Annotated in this window: 14 protein-coding genes; 13 read left to right on the top strand and 1 reads right to left on the bottom strand. The window is 54.2% G+C overall.

Going from position 1 to position 15027, the window contains the following annotated elements:
* The first annotated feature begins 11 nt into the window (after positions 1–11).
* The 3 genes from hxlAB (at position 12) to ACR2R1_RS03960 (ending at position 3475) form a co-directional block, all read left to right on the top strand.
* Entirely contained in the window at positions 12–1181 is a 1170-nt protein-coding gene (hxlAB, locus tag ACR2R1_RS03970; RefSeq protein ID WP_156880888.1) for a bifunctional 3-hexulose-6-phosphate synthase/6-phospho-3-hexuloisomerase, read from the top strand.
* Between the two features lie 279 nt (positions 1182–1460).
* The gene (locus ACR2R1_RS03965) at positions 1461–2369 is read left to right on the top strand and encodes a cation diffusion facilitator family transporter (RefSeq protein WP_086133936.1); all 909 of its coding nucleotides are present in this window, start codon (positions 1461–1463) and stop codon (positions 2367–2369) included.
* A 236-nt stretch (positions 2370–2605) separates the two neighbouring features.
* Entirely contained in the window at positions 2606–3475 is an 870-nt protein-coding gene (locus ACR2R1_RS03960; protein WP_156880887.1) for a L,D-transpeptidase family protein, read from the top strand.
* A 409-nt stretch (positions 3476–3884) separates the two neighbouring features.
* Here the strand turns inward: ACR2R1_RS03960 and ACR2R1_RS03955 are convergent, their stop codons facing one another.
* Positions 3885–4046, bottom strand: coding sequence for a hypothetical protein (locus ACR2R1_RS03955; protein WP_156880886.1), 162 nt, complete (start codon positions 4044–4046; stop codon positions 3885–3887).
* Positions 4047–4557: 511 nt separating this feature from the next.
* Here ACR2R1_RS03955 and ACR2R1_RS03950 point away from each other — a divergent pair.
* The 10 genes from ACR2R1_RS03950 to kdsB all read left to right on the top strand — a co-directional run bounded on the left by ACR2R1_RS03950 (position 4558) and on the right by kdsB (position 14915).
* On the top strand, positions 4558–6369 hold the full coding sequence (locus tag ACR2R1_RS03950) for an ABC transporter ATP-binding protein/permease (RefSeq protein ID WP_434112748.1): 1812 nt from the start codon (positions 4558–4560) through the stop codon (positions 6367–6369).
* Complete coding sequence (locus ACR2R1_RS03945; protein ID WP_077731042.1) at positions 6369–7001, top strand: hypothetical protein; 633 nt, start codon at positions 6369–6371, stop codon at positions 6999–7001. The genes ACR2R1_RS03950 and ACR2R1_RS03945 overlap by 1 nt, the downstream gene beginning before the upstream one ends.
* Positions 7002–7093: 92 nt before the next feature.
* Positions 7094–9295 carry a bifunctional 23S rRNA (guanine(2069)-N(7))-methyltransferase RlmK/23S rRNA (guanine(2445)-N(2))-methyltransferase RlmL gene (gene rlmKL / locus ACR2R1_RS03940; protein ID WP_434112746.1) on the top strand — a complete coding sequence of 734 codons (2202 nt, stop codon included), beginning with the start codon at positions 7094–7096 and terminating at the stop codon, positions 9293–9295.
* A gap of 18 nt (positions 9296–9313) precedes the next feature.
* Positions 9314–9595, top strand: a complete 282-nt coding sequence (locus ACR2R1_RS03935; RefSeq protein ID WP_086133940.1) for an acylphosphatase — start codon at positions 9314–9316, stop codon at positions 9593–9595.
* Between the two features lie 69 nt (positions 9596–9664).
* On the top strand, positions 9665–11731 hold the full coding sequence (locus ACR2R1_RS03930; RefSeq protein WP_240506919.1) for a DCC1-like thiol-disulfide oxidoreductase family protein: 2067 nt from the start codon (positions 9665–9667) through the stop codon (positions 11729–11731).
* A gap of 172 nt (positions 11732–11903) precedes the next feature.
* Positions 11904–12521: a MotA/TolQ/ExbB proton channel family protein gene (locus tag ACR2R1_RS03925; RefSeq protein WP_077731046.1), complete on the top strand. Its 618-nt coding sequence runs from the start codon at positions 11904–11906 to the stop codon at positions 12519–12521.
* Positions 12522–12527: 6 nt separating this feature from the next.
* On the top strand, positions 12528–12950 hold the full coding sequence (locus tag ACR2R1_RS03920) for an ExbD/TolR family protein (protein ID WP_086133942.1): 423 nt from the start codon (positions 12528–12530) through the stop codon (positions 12948–12950).
* Positions 12943–13974: a tetraacyldisaccharide 4'-kinase gene (gene lpxK / locus ACR2R1_RS03915; RefSeq protein ID WP_434114193.1), complete on the top strand. Its 1032-nt coding sequence runs from the start codon at positions 12943–12945 to the stop codon at positions 13972–13974. The genes ACR2R1_RS03920 and lpxK overlap by 8 nt, the downstream gene beginning before the upstream one ends.
* Entirely contained in the window at positions 13955–14143 is a 189-nt protein-coding gene (locus ACR2R1_RS03910) for a Trm112 family protein (RefSeq protein WP_077731049.1), read from the top strand. Before lpxK ends, ACR2R1_RS03910 begins: the two co-directional genes overlap by 20 nt.
* Positions 14144–14153: 10 nt before the next feature.
* A complete protein-coding gene (gene kdsB / locus ACR2R1_RS03905) occupies positions 14154–14915 on the top strand; it encodes a 3-deoxy-manno-octulosonate cytidylyltransferase (protein WP_156880921.1) in 762 nt (253 codons plus the stop codon).
* The last annotated feature ends 112 nt before the right edge of the window (positions 14916–15027 follow it).

The following is a 15027-nucleotide window of genomic DNA, read 5'->3' as shown; positions in this document are numbered from 1 at the left end:
AGCACATATTCATGGCAAAACCATTAATACAATTGGCATTGGACTCCTTAGACGTCGATCAAACCCTAAGGCTGGCCAGTCTTACGGCGCCCTATGTCGATATCTTCGAAATCGGAACGCCGTGCATCAAACATAACGGGATCGGTCTGGTTACCGAGCTGAAGAAACGGTTTCCGAACAAGCTGATTCTCGTCGATCTCAAAACGATGGATGCCGGCGAGTATGAGGCTGCGCCTTTCTATACGGCCGGCGCGGATATCTGCACGGTTCTCGGCGTGTCCGGTCTTCCCACCATCGCAGGCGTGATCAAGGCGGCCAACGCCCATAATGCAGAAGTTCAAGTCGATCTCATCAATGTGCCGGATAAGCTGGCATGCGCGCGGGAAGCGGCCAAGCTGGGCGTCCACATCATCGGCGTGCACACGGGTCTCGATGCGCAGGCCGCTGGGCAAACGCCGTTCGCGGACTTGCAAGCGATCGCCAAATTAGGCTTGCCGGTCAGGATATCCGTCGCGGGAGGAATAAACCAATCGACGGCTCGCCAAGTCGCGAAAACGGGCGCGGACATCATCGTCGTCGGCGCCGCGATCTATGGCGCGTCCTCGCCCGCCGATGCCGCGCGGGAGATTCGCGAACTGGTCGAAGGCAAGCATCATAAGTTCATCATGTCGAAGCTTGCGGGCGTGCTCGGGTCTACGGATTCCAACTACGAAGCAAGACTGACTACGATGCTGGACAGGGCGTCCCGAGTTTTTATCGCGGGCGCGGGGCGTTCCGGATTGGTTGCGAAGTTCTTTGGCATGCGCTTGATGCACGGCGGTTATGACGCTTACATCGTCGGCGAGGTCGTCACGCCGAGCATTCGAAAGGGCGATTTGTTCATCGTCATTTCCGGCTCCGGAGAAACCGAGACGATGATGGCGTATACCAAACGCGCCAAGGAAATGGGAGCCAACATCGCCTTGATTACGACGAAAGACAGTTCGTCGATCGGCGATTTAGCGGACGTCGTATTCCGGATCGGCAGTGCGGAGCAGTATCGCAAAGTGGTCGGCATGCCGATGGGAACGACATTCGAACTGTCCACGCTGCTGTTGCTGGAAGCGACCGTATCCCACATCATACATGCCAAGAAGATTCCCGAGGAGCAGATGCGGACCAGGCACGCAAATTTGGAATAACAACCAAGGAGGGAAGCTTGGGAATTCCAGCGCCCCGGCACGCTCCGTCGGATCGGAAGCGGGCGTGTTTTCGTTGAAAACGCACTGACACATCCGGCGAATAAGTTTTTATTCGACAAGAGATTGTTCGCCGATCGGCCGCAGGTGTTCCGCCTGAATCACGCGGCTGTCGGCGAATATGGCGATTTGCCGCGGGCTTTCCGGCCCAGATTGGGGTGCTGCGCAAATGCTATTCTTTTCACTCCTTCGATACGAAAAAGAACGACGCCACGAGGAGTCATGTCCCATCAAGCCGATTCGCTGAAATCCATTTTTTTCGCCCTGGGCGCAAACGCGGCCATTGCCGTAGCCAAGCTGTTCGCCGCCATGCATACTGGTTCCAATTCGATGCTGGCGGAAGCAATTCATTCCTTCGCCGATTGCGGCAACCAAGGTTTGCTGATCCTCGGCCTCAAGCGGGCGAAGCGTCCGCCATCGCCGGATTTTCCTTTGGGATACGGCAAGGCGATTTATTTCTGGTCGTTCATCGTCGCGCTGATTCTTTTCAGTATGGGAGGATTGTTTTCGATTTACGAAGGCATACACAAGCTGGAGGCGCACGAAGGGCTGGAGTCGCCGTGGCTGGCGGTCGGGATTCTGGTGTTCAGCATTGCCATGGAAAGTGTCTCGCTTTACGGATGCCTGCGGGAAGTTAACAAGGCCAGGGGTAACCGAGGACTTTGGCGCTGGTTCCGCGACACGCGTCAGAGCGAACTGATCGTGGTTTTGGGCGAGGACGTAGCGGCCTTGGCGGGATTGGTGTTCGCTCTGATCGCTGTCGGGCTCGCCATGGCGACCGGCGATCCGGTTTACGACGCCGCAGGCAGTATCGCAATCGGTGGGTTGTTGGTATTGGTTGCCGTGGGCATCGGTGCGGAAGTCTCCGAGTTGTTGATCGGCCAAAGCGTTGAGCCCGAGATCAAGCAAGCCATACATAATCATCTGGACAAGTGCGAGGAAGTCGCGCAGATTTTCAATCTGATCACTCTGCAACTCGGCAGCGACGTAATGGTGGCGGTGAAGGCGAAGATGCGTCGAGTGGCCGAAATGAACGAAATGATCGCCGATATCAATCGCTGCGAGGCTGGTCTGAAAACGGCTTTTCCCCAAGTGAAATGGGTGTTTTTCGAACCCGACGCGGCCGATTGACCGGATCTGTGTGCCGTAATGCCGACGAGGCAATTCGATTCGGGCCGAACCGGAATCAAGAAGCCTCTTGAAGAAGAATTTGGACAGAACGGTAAATATATGGTTTTCGGTACAAAGTGTAAGTCGCTACTTGGATTGAATTTTCGTTGTCGAAGAAGTATGGGCTGGCAAGCGACGTTCGCTCGATTGACAGCCGTGCAGCCACGGAGGCGCGATTCTTTTTGAGGGACCTGCATATGAAATCGAAATTCGAGACTATCCTGTTGCTGATGGTGGCGGCTGCCTTTTTGACTGCCTGTACAGGGAGCACTAAAAAGCACACACGAACGAGTGGCAAGCAAGTCCTCAAGGTGGTTAAGAAACATCAGTCAGTAGCGCGCCAATCGCCCATGTCGACTGTTAACCAATCTCCGATGCTTTCGCCGCATATTCTTGAGCCCAGACACCGGACTATCCATGATGTGCTTTACCAATTCGGCCCGTATGCCGAGCAAGAGCTCAAGCCGTATTTCAGCAAGGCCGGTATCTCCTATCCGCCTAGGAAAGTCACGTTTATTGCACTGAAACAGGAAAAGAAGCTAGAACTTTGGGCCAAAGACGAGGGAGAGTTCCGTTTTATCCGCGGCTATGACATCAAGGCCGCCAGCGGCGTGACCGGCCCCAAGCTGCGACAGGGTGACAAACAGGTTCCTGAGGGGATATACCGCATTGTCGGACTAAATCCGAATAGCAATTATCACCTGTCGATGAAATTGAACTATCCGAACGAGTTCGACTGGTTCCATGCCCAGCGCGAAGGCCGTTTCGATCCGGGATCGGACATTTTCATCCACGGCGACAGCGTATCCGCGGGTTGTCTTGCCATGGGGGACAAAGTGATAGAGGAACTGTTCGTGCTCACGGCACAGGTCGGAGAAGAAAACGTCAAAGTGATCATTGCCCCGCGAGACCCACGCGTGTTGCCGCTCGATCCCGATGGTTACGGGCTACCTTCCTGGACGCCCGATCTGTACCGGACGATAGCCGCGGAGATGGAAGTTTTCTCCGACGAGGTCAGGGTTTCGAACAACCGGCCATTTTATCCGGCGCGTGCGCCGCTTCGGTAGTTGCTCTTTACCGATCCTCCGATCGGTGCGGGACTAGCTCAAGACAAATGGTTTTTTCCCGCGCGAGGTAGTGCCGCTGCCCAAGGAGCCTCAGGCGAATTCGGCTCGACTGTTCTTGATCCGCACAAGCCGCCAATCGGGCGGAAAGTTGTAGCGATCCAGATGAAACCACCCAATAGTGTGGTCGGGCCGATCAGCTTGAATTCGTTGGTGATGGGGCGGCGCGGACGGCAAAGCTGAAGGCGTAGCTTTCCGGAAGCATCAGCGCAAATTGTTTGCGCGCGACGAAACTGCCGCCTTTAATTCGTGGAATCTATCCCACCCGCTCGGTTGCTCCGAGCCGGCTGAAGGATTCAGCCTAGCAGCACGGTATGTGCAAGCTTGGCCGATTACGCCTCGAGCCCTGATGTCAGGAGGCGTGCTCGGTACCTTCGGAACTCTGCGTGCGGCCGCTCGCTTCCGCTTCGTCGACTATCCCCGCCACGTGCATTCGCAGGATGCATTTCACATATTTCCATAATGCGGAGAATGTTTGTTCGCTTAATTCGCGCTCGATGACTGTGGTCGACATGACATCTTCCTCCGAATTCACACCCACTCACCCAGGAGTTTGATTTCTATAATTCGTCGGTGGTAAGGGATTGCTCTCAAGCATAACGCTTCGACCGGCCTTTCGAAATACACATGATTTGTGCCAAGAACCGCCGACGCAATATTGCAGACTAGGCGGCTGTACTTTTCAACTGAAGCGTATCGATCGCACCCTTTCGTTATGAATGTTAGCCGATACGCGAAATTACGGAGAGCTTTTTTGTAGAACTCGCTTCGATAGTGGCAATTTTGGCTGGAGATGACCACACTTAAGGCCATCGGTATCTTGCCGTCGCGGGGTCCGGCACCTTGCGGGTGATACGGGACTTGAGTCACACTGCGACCAAAAAAGCATAACGACGTTACTATATTCAGTCGGTCAGTGTGCGCCCGAACCGAATTGAATTCCGGTACCGGCGACTGTGTTCGCGTTTATCGGAACAACGCGCCGGGGGAACATGCTGCGGCGAATAATACAAAGACGATTAATTATGAGTGCAGAATTTTCACAGATTAACCGATTGACGTGGCTTCGTTTCGTTCGCGGCATCAAGAGCTTCGTGTCTTCCGAAGTGGGCCGCAGGGCCGTAATGTTGTTTGTCGGCTTGATCATGTTTCTGTTTGCGATCAACGGTCTAAATGTCCTGAACAGCTACGTAGGTCGCGATTTCATGACGGCTATCGCAGAACGCAACCGAGAAGGTTTCCTGTGGCAGGCTTCCATCTATATCGGCGTTTTGGCGGCATCTACCTTGGTCGCGGTTTATTACCGCTTCATCGAAGAGCGTCTGGGTTTGCTCTGGCGGGATTGGTTGACCCGGCGCTTCGTCAATATCTATCTCGAACATCCCACCTATTACCGGCTCAATGACCGTCTGATAGCAAACGGGGAAATCGCCAATCCGGACCAGCGGATCGCCGACGACGTGCGGGCATTCACGGTTACTACGCTGTCCTTCACGCTGATGTTTCTGAACGGCGCTTTTACCGTTGTCGCTTTCTCGGGGGTGATGTGGTCGATCAGTCCGTTGCTCTTCGGCGTAGCGGTCGTTTATGCCTTGGTCGGATCCTTTTTGACCATTCGCTTAGGCTATTCACTCGTTGGATTGAACTATAACCAGCTCGACAAAGAGGCTAACTTCCGCGCGGACCTCATTCATGTCCGGGAAAACGCCGAATCGATAGCACTGTTGCGCCGCGAAGGTCGAGCTAGAGGCAGAGTCCTGCGCCATCTCGACGAATTGACGGCCAATTTCCGAAAAATCATCGACGTACAAAGAAATTTGGGATTCTTTACTACGGGGTACAATTATCTCATCCAGATTATCCCCGCCTTGATCGTGGCGCCTCTTTATATTCGCGGCGAAGTCGAGTTCGGCGTGATTACTCAAGCGGCCATGGCCTTTGCACATCTCTTGGGGGCATTTTCGCTGATCGTAACCAATTTCCAATCCATTTCTTCGTTCGCCGCAGTCATCGCTCGCTTGGGATCGCTAGCAGAGGCGATCGAGCAAGCACAGGCAACGCCGGTTCCAACGGGCGAAGTCTGCGCCCATCACCGTCGCACCTCCGAGTGTCCTATCTGCGTCAAGACGCCGGTCGCTCCGGCCGCCATCGAAGTGTGCGAAAACGACGGACTGCTTGCGTACGAGCATTTGACGCTGCGAGCTCCCGAGGATGGTCACGTCATCGTCAAGAATTTGTCCGTTTCGGTTCCTTCCGGAACACGTCTTCTGGTTTATGGAGAAGACGACACCGCGAGAGTAGCGCTATTCAAGGCTACCGCAGGTCTTTGGGAAAAAGGCGAGGGGCGGATCATTCGTCCGGAACTCGATCAGATCATGTTTCTTCCCGAGCGCCCTTATCTTCCTCCGGGAACACTTCGTGAGCTGCTGCTCCGGACCGGCCAGGAATTCGTGATCGATGAAGCGCGTATCCGGGCCGTTCTGCGCGCACTCGACCTGGAGCCCATGCTTGCGCGGGCCGGGGGGCTGGATACGGAACACGATTGGGACAGCCTTCTATCTCTAGCCGAACAACAGCTGGTAGCCGTAAGCCGTCTGGTGATTGCCGCGCCCAAATTTGCATTCTTGGACCGTATTGACACTGCCTTGAGCACGGAGCAAGTTGCCACGGTTCTGGACATGCTTAATGCTAACCGCATTGCCTATGTCAATCTCGGCGGATTGCACGACGGACTCGAATATTATGATGCGGTTTTGGAATTTGCCGCTAATGGTGAATGGACATGGAAAGCACTTCAACCCGAGCAAGAAACCTATACGGAACGGTCCGCCGTCTGATGGGCTGCAGAAATGCCGGAAGCGCAAGGTTTCCGGTAAAATTGGCCTTTTGCTGTCTGCTTGCGGCAGTAATGGTCGGTTGTGCAACCGCCCCGCCGAAAAACCCTTCGAATCTGTGCTCGATTTTTCTCGAAAAAGAAGATTGGTACGTTGACGCCCGAAATGCGCAGCGGCGGTGGGGCATACCCGTACCGGTCCAGATGGCGATCATCAATCAGGAATCGAGTTTTGTCGAGGACGCGCGTCCGCCCCGTTACCAATTTTTGGGTGTTCTGCCGTTGTGGCGGTCATCGTCAGCTTTCGGCTACGGCCAGGTCAAAGACGACACCTGGGAATGGTATCGGACGAAAACGGGCAACGGTGGAGCAGATCGGGACGAGTTCGGGGACGTGGTCGATTTTATCGGCTGGTATGCGCATCAAAGTTTTACGCGCCTTGGAATCGCGAAGTTCGACGCCTATAACCAATATTTGGCATATCATGAGGGCCACGGCGGATTCCGGCGTAAGACGTATCTATCCAAACCCTGGCTGCTGCGAGTTGCCCAGCGTGTCGCGGCGACTGCGACGCGTTACCGTCGGCAATTATCGACCTGTCAAACATCTCTTGAACGGTCGTTAGCAAGCGACTGAGAGACTGCAAGAAGCGAAGCCATGCCTTCCGATGCTGAACGGTCCCTATCTTGTCCAATCATCGCGCAATCGATTTTTTTATTAGCCAGTCAATGAATTGTTTTCAGCGTTTCTTTGCGACCGCTCCTCTCGGTATGGAGCTTCTTTTGGCAGACGAGTTAAGAGCATTAGGTGCGGTGGAGGTTGCCGAAACCCGCGCAGGGGTGGCTTTCGGCGGTGACCTCGAAACGGCGTATAAAGCGTGTTTGTGGTCCCGGCTGGCCAACAGGATCTTGCTCCCGCTGGAGCGTTTCCCTGTCGCAAGCCCGGAGGCACTTTACGAGGGCATCCGGCGAATCGAGTGGAGCGCTCATCTGGACTCGCAGGCGACCTTCGCCGTGGATTTCGCCTCCAGCCGGTCGAAGATCACCCATACGCTGTTCGGCGCTCAAAAGGTCAAGGACGGGATCGTCGATTACTTCCGCGAGCATCACGGCGTTCGCCCGTCGGTGCGTCTCGATCGCCCCGATCTCCGGGTGAACGTTTATCTGGATCGCGATATCGCGACCGTTAGCATCGATCTTTCCGGCGAGAGTCTCCACAAGCGCGCCTATCGACAGGAAGGCGGCCGTGCGCCGCTCAAGGAAAACCTGGCGGCGGCCATTCTGCTGCGCGCCGGCTGGCCTAGGATCGCCGAGAGCGGGGGACATTTCGTCGATCCCATGTGCGGCTCGGGCACCTTGCCGATCGAAGCGGCGCTTATGGCAAGCGATTTTGCGCCGGGGCTGCTGCGGCCTCATTTCGGCCTGTTCGGCTGGAAACAACATAACAGCGCGCTCTGGCAAAACCTGGTGATCGAGGCGGAACGGCGCTGCGAGGCGGGGTTGCGAAAACTTCCACCGATCGTCGGCTACGACATCGACCGGCAAGCCGTCCGAATCGCCCTGGCAAACATCGAACATGCGGGGCTCACGGGTTACGTCCATGTGGAGCGCAAAGCCATGGGCGACGCTCGCCCCCGCCATGCGTTCGGTCTGGTTGCCGTTAATCCTCCTTATGGCGAACGATTGGGCGACGAGAAGACGCTGGTCCCTCTGTATATCCAGCTGGGAGAAACGCTGAAAAATCATTTCGTCGGCTGGAAGGCGACTCTACTGACCGGTAATCCGGACCTGGCCTTCAAACTGGGCATAAGGGCGACACGTTATTACACGCTGTACAACGGGGCTCTCGAATGCAGACTTTTCAATCTCGACGTCGAACCAGAGCGCTTCTTCACCCCGCGCGAACCCGAGCCGCTAACCGAGGCGCAGCGTAAAACCCGCGAAATCTTTCGAAAAGCCAAAGCTGTGGAGACAGCGGACAGCGGAACGGAAATGTTCGCCAACCGTTTGCGAAAGAATCTCAAAAACCTTGGGCGCTGGGCGCGGCAAAACGGAATCCACTGTTATCGACTGTATGATGCCGACTTGCCGGAGTACGCCGTTGCCGTGGATGTGTATGAAGGCGAGCAGACTTGGGTCCATGTGCAGGAATACGAAGCTCCTTCAAGCATCGATCCCGCCAAGGCCGAAATGCGGCTGACTCATGCCGTGGCTGCAATTCCAAAAGTACTTGAAATCCCGCCCGAACAGCTTTTTCTTAAAATTCGTCGTAAACAGAAGGGTTTCGCTCAGTACGAAAAACAGGCCGATGCCGGACGGTTTCACGTAGTGGAGGAGGGCGGATGGAAATTTTGGGTCAATTTCGAGGATTACCTCGACACCGGTCTATTTCTGGATCATCGCATTACGCGCCGGATGATTCAGGAGCGGTCGGCGGATAAGCGATTCCTGAATCTGTTCGCCTATACCGGAACCGCTTCGGTGTACGCGGCAAAAGGCGGAGCGGCATCGACGACCACAGTTGACATGTCCCGCACTTATTTGGACTGGGCGGCACGCAATCTAGAGCTTAACGGGATCGGTGGCAGCCGCCACGAGCTCATTCACGCGGATTGTCTCGAATGGATCGATCAGGCATCGCGGGATAAGCGGCGCTTCGACTTGATCTTTCTGGACCCACCCACCTTCTCGACGTCGAAAAGAATGCGGCAAACCTGGGACGTGCAGCGGGATCACCCGATGCTGGTAAAAAAATGCATGAATCTCTTGGCGCCGGGCGGAGCATTGGTTTTTTCGACCAATTGTCGAAAATTCAAGCTTGATTCCGAGGCGCTGGCGGGGATCAGCTTAGCGGACGTCACCCGCAAAACGATCCCGAAGGATTTCGAGCGCAATCCGAAAATTCATCATTGCTGGATAATCAGTCGCTGAGTGTTTCGAGGTGTAACGATGACGAGGCGGGTTCATGTTTTTGTAGGGGGGGTGGTTCAGGGGGTGTTCTTCCGCGCGGCTACCTGTGAGCGCGCCTCGGTCTTGGGATTAAGAGGCTGGGTACGAAATCTTCCGGACGGCCGGGTCGAAATCCTGGCGGAGGGCGCCTCGGAACGTATCGCGGAATTCTTGGATTGGTGCGCGAGCGGCCCTCCGCGCGCTAAAGTCGATTCACTGGAAGTGATCGAAGAAATCCCGGTTGAGGAATTCACTACATTCGAGGTACGCAGGCACTTTTAGCACGCCAAAGGCGGCCTGGACGTTCCTCCTGACTTTGCGGACGAGTTCCCCCAGAGACCTGAGGCACGCGTGGCTTTGGCTTTCCGAGCATTAAAACTTCGCTCATTCCGTCAGCAAAGAGTTACAATTCGCGTCATCGTGCCACACGCAAGTAACGCGACGCCGAATCGTTTTTCATTTCGAATTCCGCTCATAGCGCTCCCCTCACGCCTAATTATTCAAGCAATGTACCGAAAACTGAAATCATTGGTCGAGCAGGGGCTTGCCAAGCAAGTTCCTGCCACCGGCCTTGGTGCTTTCCGAATTGGCTTTTCATTGGTAATACTCCAGGAAATTGTTTTCCTATTTTATTTCCGGCATTTAATTTTTGATCCGGTACCATTTTTTGATAGAGCATCTCCCATACTGCATTTTTTTCTCCTTGCGTGGATTTGCGTCGCGGCATGTCTTGTCGTGGGGTATCACACTCGAAGGGCCGCAGTAGCTAATTATGTATTCTGGGTGACATTCGTCGTTTTCACCCCCATGTGGCAGGACTTCGACGGCGGATTCGATCAGTTGATGACGGGCTCCAGCTTTCTTCTGATGTTCCTGCCTACCGAGCGAGCATTATCCCTGGATAATCTGCGTCGTAAATTAAGACACTCGACATTGAATAACCGGTATGAGCCGCAAGACAAAGTAACGGTTCTTGCCTACTATATTCCACTTGCCATTTCCTTAGGATTACTCTATCTGGATTCGGGTATCCATAAACTTTCAGCGGATTTCTGGCGTAACGGGATGGGACCTTGGCTGCCGCCGACCATGCCTTATTACATGTCGGCAATCGATATGACGCCGTTGTTGAACATAAAGTCTCTGGAAATGTTTATCGGTTATACGATAATCGTCTTCCAATTCGCCTTCTTGTTCCTGTTTTGGTTCCGCCTCTTTCGGGTTCCTCTGTTGCTCACCGGGACGTTGTTTCACACGGGAATTGTGCTCTCGCTCAATATTTACCCCTTCGGTTTTGCGATGCTGGTCCATTATTTTTTACTGGTCCCGTTTAGGTGGTGGCGCAATCTGAAGAAGGCGTTCCAATTCGAGCAACCGGGGCTGACCGTTTTCTATGATCAACAATGCCCGTTGTGCAACCGCACCGTAATCGTCATTCAGCACTTCGATATTCTCAAGGCGGTTGACTTCAAGGGCTTGCAGACTAATGCGAAGGAATATCGGGAACTAGATTCGATTCCTGAAAATAAGCTATTACAAGATCTTTACGCTTTGGACGGTGAGCGGCGCTTGTATTCGGGATTGGATACTTATATCCGCATATTGGTCGGCATGGGATATACCGCCCCAGTCGGTTGGCTGATGAGATTGCCGGGCATTTACCATTTGGGAAACCGGTGTTATCGCCGAATAGCGGACCGGCGAGAACGCATCGTGTGCGATGAGGCGTGTGCGGTTCAATCGCTGCCACCACCAATTGAGGAGCATCCTTTCGCGCAATGGTATCAACGTTATGCGGCGACGACTGGACAACAAACGCAACGCATCGCGAAATTCCTGATTGTGGTCCTGATGCTGCAACTGAACAGCACGATTCATTACGGCATCTTGTACCGCTGCGGAGAGGCTTGCGATATCGGCACTGCCGGCCGATTGCTGGATCACCTCAGCAATTCGGTCATCAATTTTTCCCATGCTTTTTTGGGAATAACGCCCCATGCTCTTTACATGCACGATCATTTCGCCGGCTACAATCACATCCTGGCCCTGACTTACAAGGACCAAAGCGGCCGGGAGCAATGGTTGCCTTTCGTGAACGAGGAGGGGCGGTTGGTTGCGCCAAATTGGGGCCGAGTGCAGTCGATGTGGGCGAACGTCGCAGTGACTTCTCACATGCACCAGGAGCGATTGAGCAAGTTCCTGAAAAAGGTTACGGCATTTTGGGGTACTGAGCTGGGATTGGATTTGTCGAACGCCGAATTTCTCGTCAAATTAAAGGAAGTGCGCGTTCCCATGGACTGGGAAGATGATCTGCGCCACAAGAATATCGCTCAGCCATGGCGCGATGTCGGAAAAGTTATTTGGCAACGCGGAAATTTTCGCGTCGAACTTCCGAACATCGATATAGAAACCTTGTAATGCTTTTATACCTGAGTTTTTTAGGTGTTGGCGGGTGAACGTCGGATGACTCGAAGACTCAGAAGGTGCCCGATTCGGCGTCCTGCTTACCTTGTCCGTGATGTTAACGGACTGCCGGTTTCAAGCCGATCGACTAAAATGGTTGGCTGACTAATGTTGGGGATAATCGACGATGTTCGAAATAATTAAGGCGGGCGGATGGGTCATGGTGCCCATCATTGCCTGTTCGATTTTGGCTTTAGCCATCATACTGGAGCGCTTCTGGACCTTGCGTGCAACCCGTATTATCCCGCCGCAGCTCGTTCCGGAAGTATGGAATCAATATCGGAAAAATCGGCTGGATACCGCCTACATTCGCAGATTGAAGGCGAACTCCCCGCTCGGCGCGGTCCTTGCCGCAGGGCTCGTGAACTATTCGCAAGGGCGCGAGGTGGTGAGGGAAAGTATCGAGCAGGCAGGACGCCAGGTGATCCACGATCTCGAACGATACTTGAACACCTTGGGCACTATCGCATCCGTGTCGCCTTACCTGGGGTTATTGGGCAGCGTCCTGGGTATGATCAAGGTCTTTTCCACGTTTTCCATGGCGAGCGGTATCGGGAATCCCACCAAACTCGCCGGCGGCATATCGGAAATCCTCATTGCCACGGCTGCCGGCCTGGCGGTTGCCATTCCGAGCCTTATTTTCTATCGATATTTTCAGGGGCGAGTGATCGACTTCGCCGTGCGCATGGAGGAGGAGGCCGTGCGATTGATCGAGACTCTTTACAGCAGTCAAGAAGAGGAATAAACGGCAATGAATTTCCGCCCGCGGCGTCGGGACTACCCCGAGCTCAACCTGATCCCGATGATCGACGTGCTCATCGTGCTGCTGATCTTCCTGGTACTGACCACGACATTCAGCCGCGAAGCAGAACTGCAAATCCGCCTGCCCGAAGCTACGGGTCAATCAACAGGTGAAGAAAAGGGCGTAGATGTCGTCATCGATACCGAAGGGCGTTATTTCGTCAATGAGCATCAGGTGGTAAACACGCAAATCGAAACCTTGAAAAAGGCGATTGTCGAAGCCGCGGGCGACAATAAGAATCCGTTGCTGGTCATCAATGCCGATCAAAAAACCACCCATCAAGCCGTAATTACCGTTTTAGACGCGGCCAGCCAGCTCGGTTTCACTCATGTGACTTTCGCCGCGAAGAGCGAGGCGATCGAAAATCCCTAGTCGTTCGAGTCGCGTGAAAAAGCAATTGGCTGGCTGGTTTCAGCGGGAATGGTATGAAAAGCCGCGTCCAAATCCTTTCTTGATTCCGCTCGAAGCCTTATTTCGACAGGTCGTTACGTTTCGCCGCTGGTCATATCGAAACGGACTTAAACGCATAAGCCGCTTGCCGGTTCCGATAATTGTGGTCGGCAATTTGACGGTCGGCGGCACCGGCAAAACGCCTTTGGTCATTTGGCTAGCTCGGTTTCTTAAGGAGAATGGATTTAGACCTGGCGTCATCAGCCGCGGCTATGGAGCATCCCACGGACGTCGGCCGGTTCGAGTCGCTGAAGATTCCGATGTGCATGCTGTAGGTGACGAGCCTCTGCTCATTGCCCGGCGAACCGGTTGCCCGGTGTTCGTTTTCCCGAAACGCACCGAGGCCGCAAAAGCGCTGTTAGAAAGAACCGACTGTGACATTATTCTGTCGGACGATGGGTTACAGCATTATGCCCTGTATCGCGACGTAGAAATCGCTGTAGTGGACGGTGCGAGGCAATTCGGCAATGGTCACTGCCTACCCGCAGGGCCTCTGCGGGAGCCAGTCGAGCGATTGAGTTCGGTAGACTTGAGGATTTATTCGGCAGAGGCTCCGCCCGGTGAATATTTCATGTCTCTGGACGGCGGAGTGGCCGTTAATCTGCAAGAGGAACAAGTAAAAGAGCCCCTAAGATCCTTCGGTGGGCGCGCTTTTTACGCAATTGCCGGAATTGGCAATCCGCAGCGGTTTTTCAGCCATCTCCGGAGCTTCGGGTTGAAGTTCGACAGCCGCGAGTTTCCCGATCATCATCAGTATCGGGTCGAAGACTTAGGTTTTGCCGAAGGCCTCCCAATCGTGATGACCGAAAAAGACGCTATCAAATGCCGAACTTTCGGCGCTTCGAATTTATGGTATGTGCCTGTCGAAGCGACGCTACCGACCGAGTTCGGAGTAAATTTGTTAACCATATTGAAGGCTAAATGCAATGGACAGAAAACTGCTTGAGATCCTGGTCTGCCCTGTTTGCAAAGGCGAACTTCTTTTTAGGAAGGAGCAGCAGGAGTTGATTTGCAAAGCGGACAGACTCGCTTATCCGATACGCGATGACATTCCGGTGATGCTGGAAAACGAGGCACGAAAGATCAGCCTTGAAGAATACGACGCTCTTTCGTAACCGCAGCACCATGCCGTCCTTCAATATCGTCATTCCGGCACGCTACGGGTCAAGTCGGCTGCCCGGCAAGCCTCTGCTTCCTTTAGCCGGACGTCCGATGATCGTCCATGTCTGTGAACGCGCCTTAGAAGCGGGTGATAATGTCATCGTTGCCACCGACGACGAACGAATCCGTGAAGCCGTAAGCCATCTGCCGATACGTGCGCTGATGACCCGAAAGGATCATACTAGCGGTAGCGAGCGAATAGCCGAGGTGGCCGATCAATTGGGTTGGTCGGATGACGAAATCGTCGTCAATCTTCAGGGCGATGAGCCCTTAATGCGGCCGAACTTGGTGAGGATGCTTGCCATGATTCTGGCCGACCAGAGTATCGCTCAGGTCGCTACGCTCGCCACACCCATCAAAAGTCACATAGAAGTTTTCGACCCGAATGTCGTTAAGGCCGTGGTCGATAACACCGGCTACGCACTTTATTTCAGTCGGGCTCCCATCCCTTGGCATCGGGCTGGTTTTTCCTGCGACAGCAGTCTTTTGCCAGAAAACTTTCCGTATCTCCGGCATATCGGTATCTACGCGTACTCGGCCGGTTTTCTGCGGCGCTATGTAAGCTGGCCACCGTCCGAGTTGGAAGCCGTCGAAGCCCTGGAGCAACTGCGCATTTTGTGGCAGGGAAAACGTATTCTGGTCAGGGTAATCGAGGAAGCGCCTGAAGCAGGGGTTGATACCAAGGATGACCTACAGCGGGTCGACCAGCTATTGTCCATGCGTTAGTTCGAGGGGGTGTTTTTCTTTCGCATGGCCGCATCACCGGGCTTGCTCGGAGGGCGCCTGTGTTTACCGGAACTCGCCCCATCATCTGAGATCAGGATTTTCTCCCGATGCA

This window comes from Methylocaldum sp. GT1TLB (genome assembly GCF_051027445.1).
GTDB lineage: Bacteria > Pseudomonadota > Gammaproteobacteria > Methylococcales > Methylococcaceae > Methylocaldum.
Note: the sequence above shows the minus strand (reverse complement) of the source record. Positions and strands in the feature narration are given on the sequence as shown.

What these genes read in the sequence shown, in the direction of transcription:
- ACR2R1_RS03920 (WP_086133942.1), top strand. Translation starts at nt 12,528, where the DNA reads ATGAATTTCCGCCCGCGGCGTCGGGACTACCCCGAGCTCAACCTGATC.
- rlmKL (WP_434112746.1), top strand. Translation starts at nt 7,094, where the DNA reads ATGAATTGTTTTCAGCGTTTCTTTGCGACCGCTCCTCTCGGTATGGAG.
- ACR2R1_RS03960 (WP_156880887.1), top strand. Translation starts at nt 2,606, where the DNA reads ATGAAATCGAAATTCGAGACTATCCTGTTGCTGATGGTGGCGGCTGCC.
- kdsB (WP_156880921.1), top strand. Translation starts at nt 14,154, where the DNA reads ATGCCGTCCTTCAATATCGTCATTCCGGCACGCTACGGGTCAAGTCGG.
- ACR2R1_RS03945 (WP_077731042.1), top strand. Translation starts at nt 6,369, where the DNA reads ATGGGCTGCAGAAATGCCGGAAGCGCAAGGTTTCCGGTAAAATTGGCC.
- ACR2R1_RS03965 (WP_086133936.1), top strand. Translation starts at nt 1,461, where the DNA reads ATGTCCCATCAAGCCGATTCGCTGAAATCCATTTTTTTCGCCCTGGGC.
- ACR2R1_RS03950 (WP_434112748.1), top strand. Translation starts at nt 4,558, where the DNA reads ATGAGTGCAGAATTTTCACAGATTAACCGATTGACGTGGCTTCGTTTC.
- hxlAB (WP_156880888.1), top strand. Translation starts at nt 12, where the DNA reads ATGGCAAAACCATTAATACAATTGGCATTGGACTCCTTAGACGTCGAT.
- ACR2R1_RS03955 (WP_156880886.1), bottom strand. Translation starts at nt 4,046, where the DNA reads ATGTCGACCACAGTCATCGAGCGCGAATTAAGCGAACAAACATTCTCC.
- ACR2R1_RS03910 (WP_077731049.1), top strand. Translation starts at nt 13,955, where the DNA reads ATGGACAGAAAACTGCTTGAGATCCTGGTCTGCCCTGTTTGCAAAGGC.
- ACR2R1_RS03925 (WP_077731046.1), top strand. Translation starts at nt 11,904, where the DNA reads ATGTTCGAAATAATTAAGGCGGGCGGATGGGTCATGGTGCCCATCATT.
- ACR2R1_RS03935 (WP_086133940.1), top strand. Translation starts at nt 9,314, where the DNA reads ATGACGAGGCGGGTTCATGTTTTTGTAGGGGGGGTGGTTCAGGGGGTG.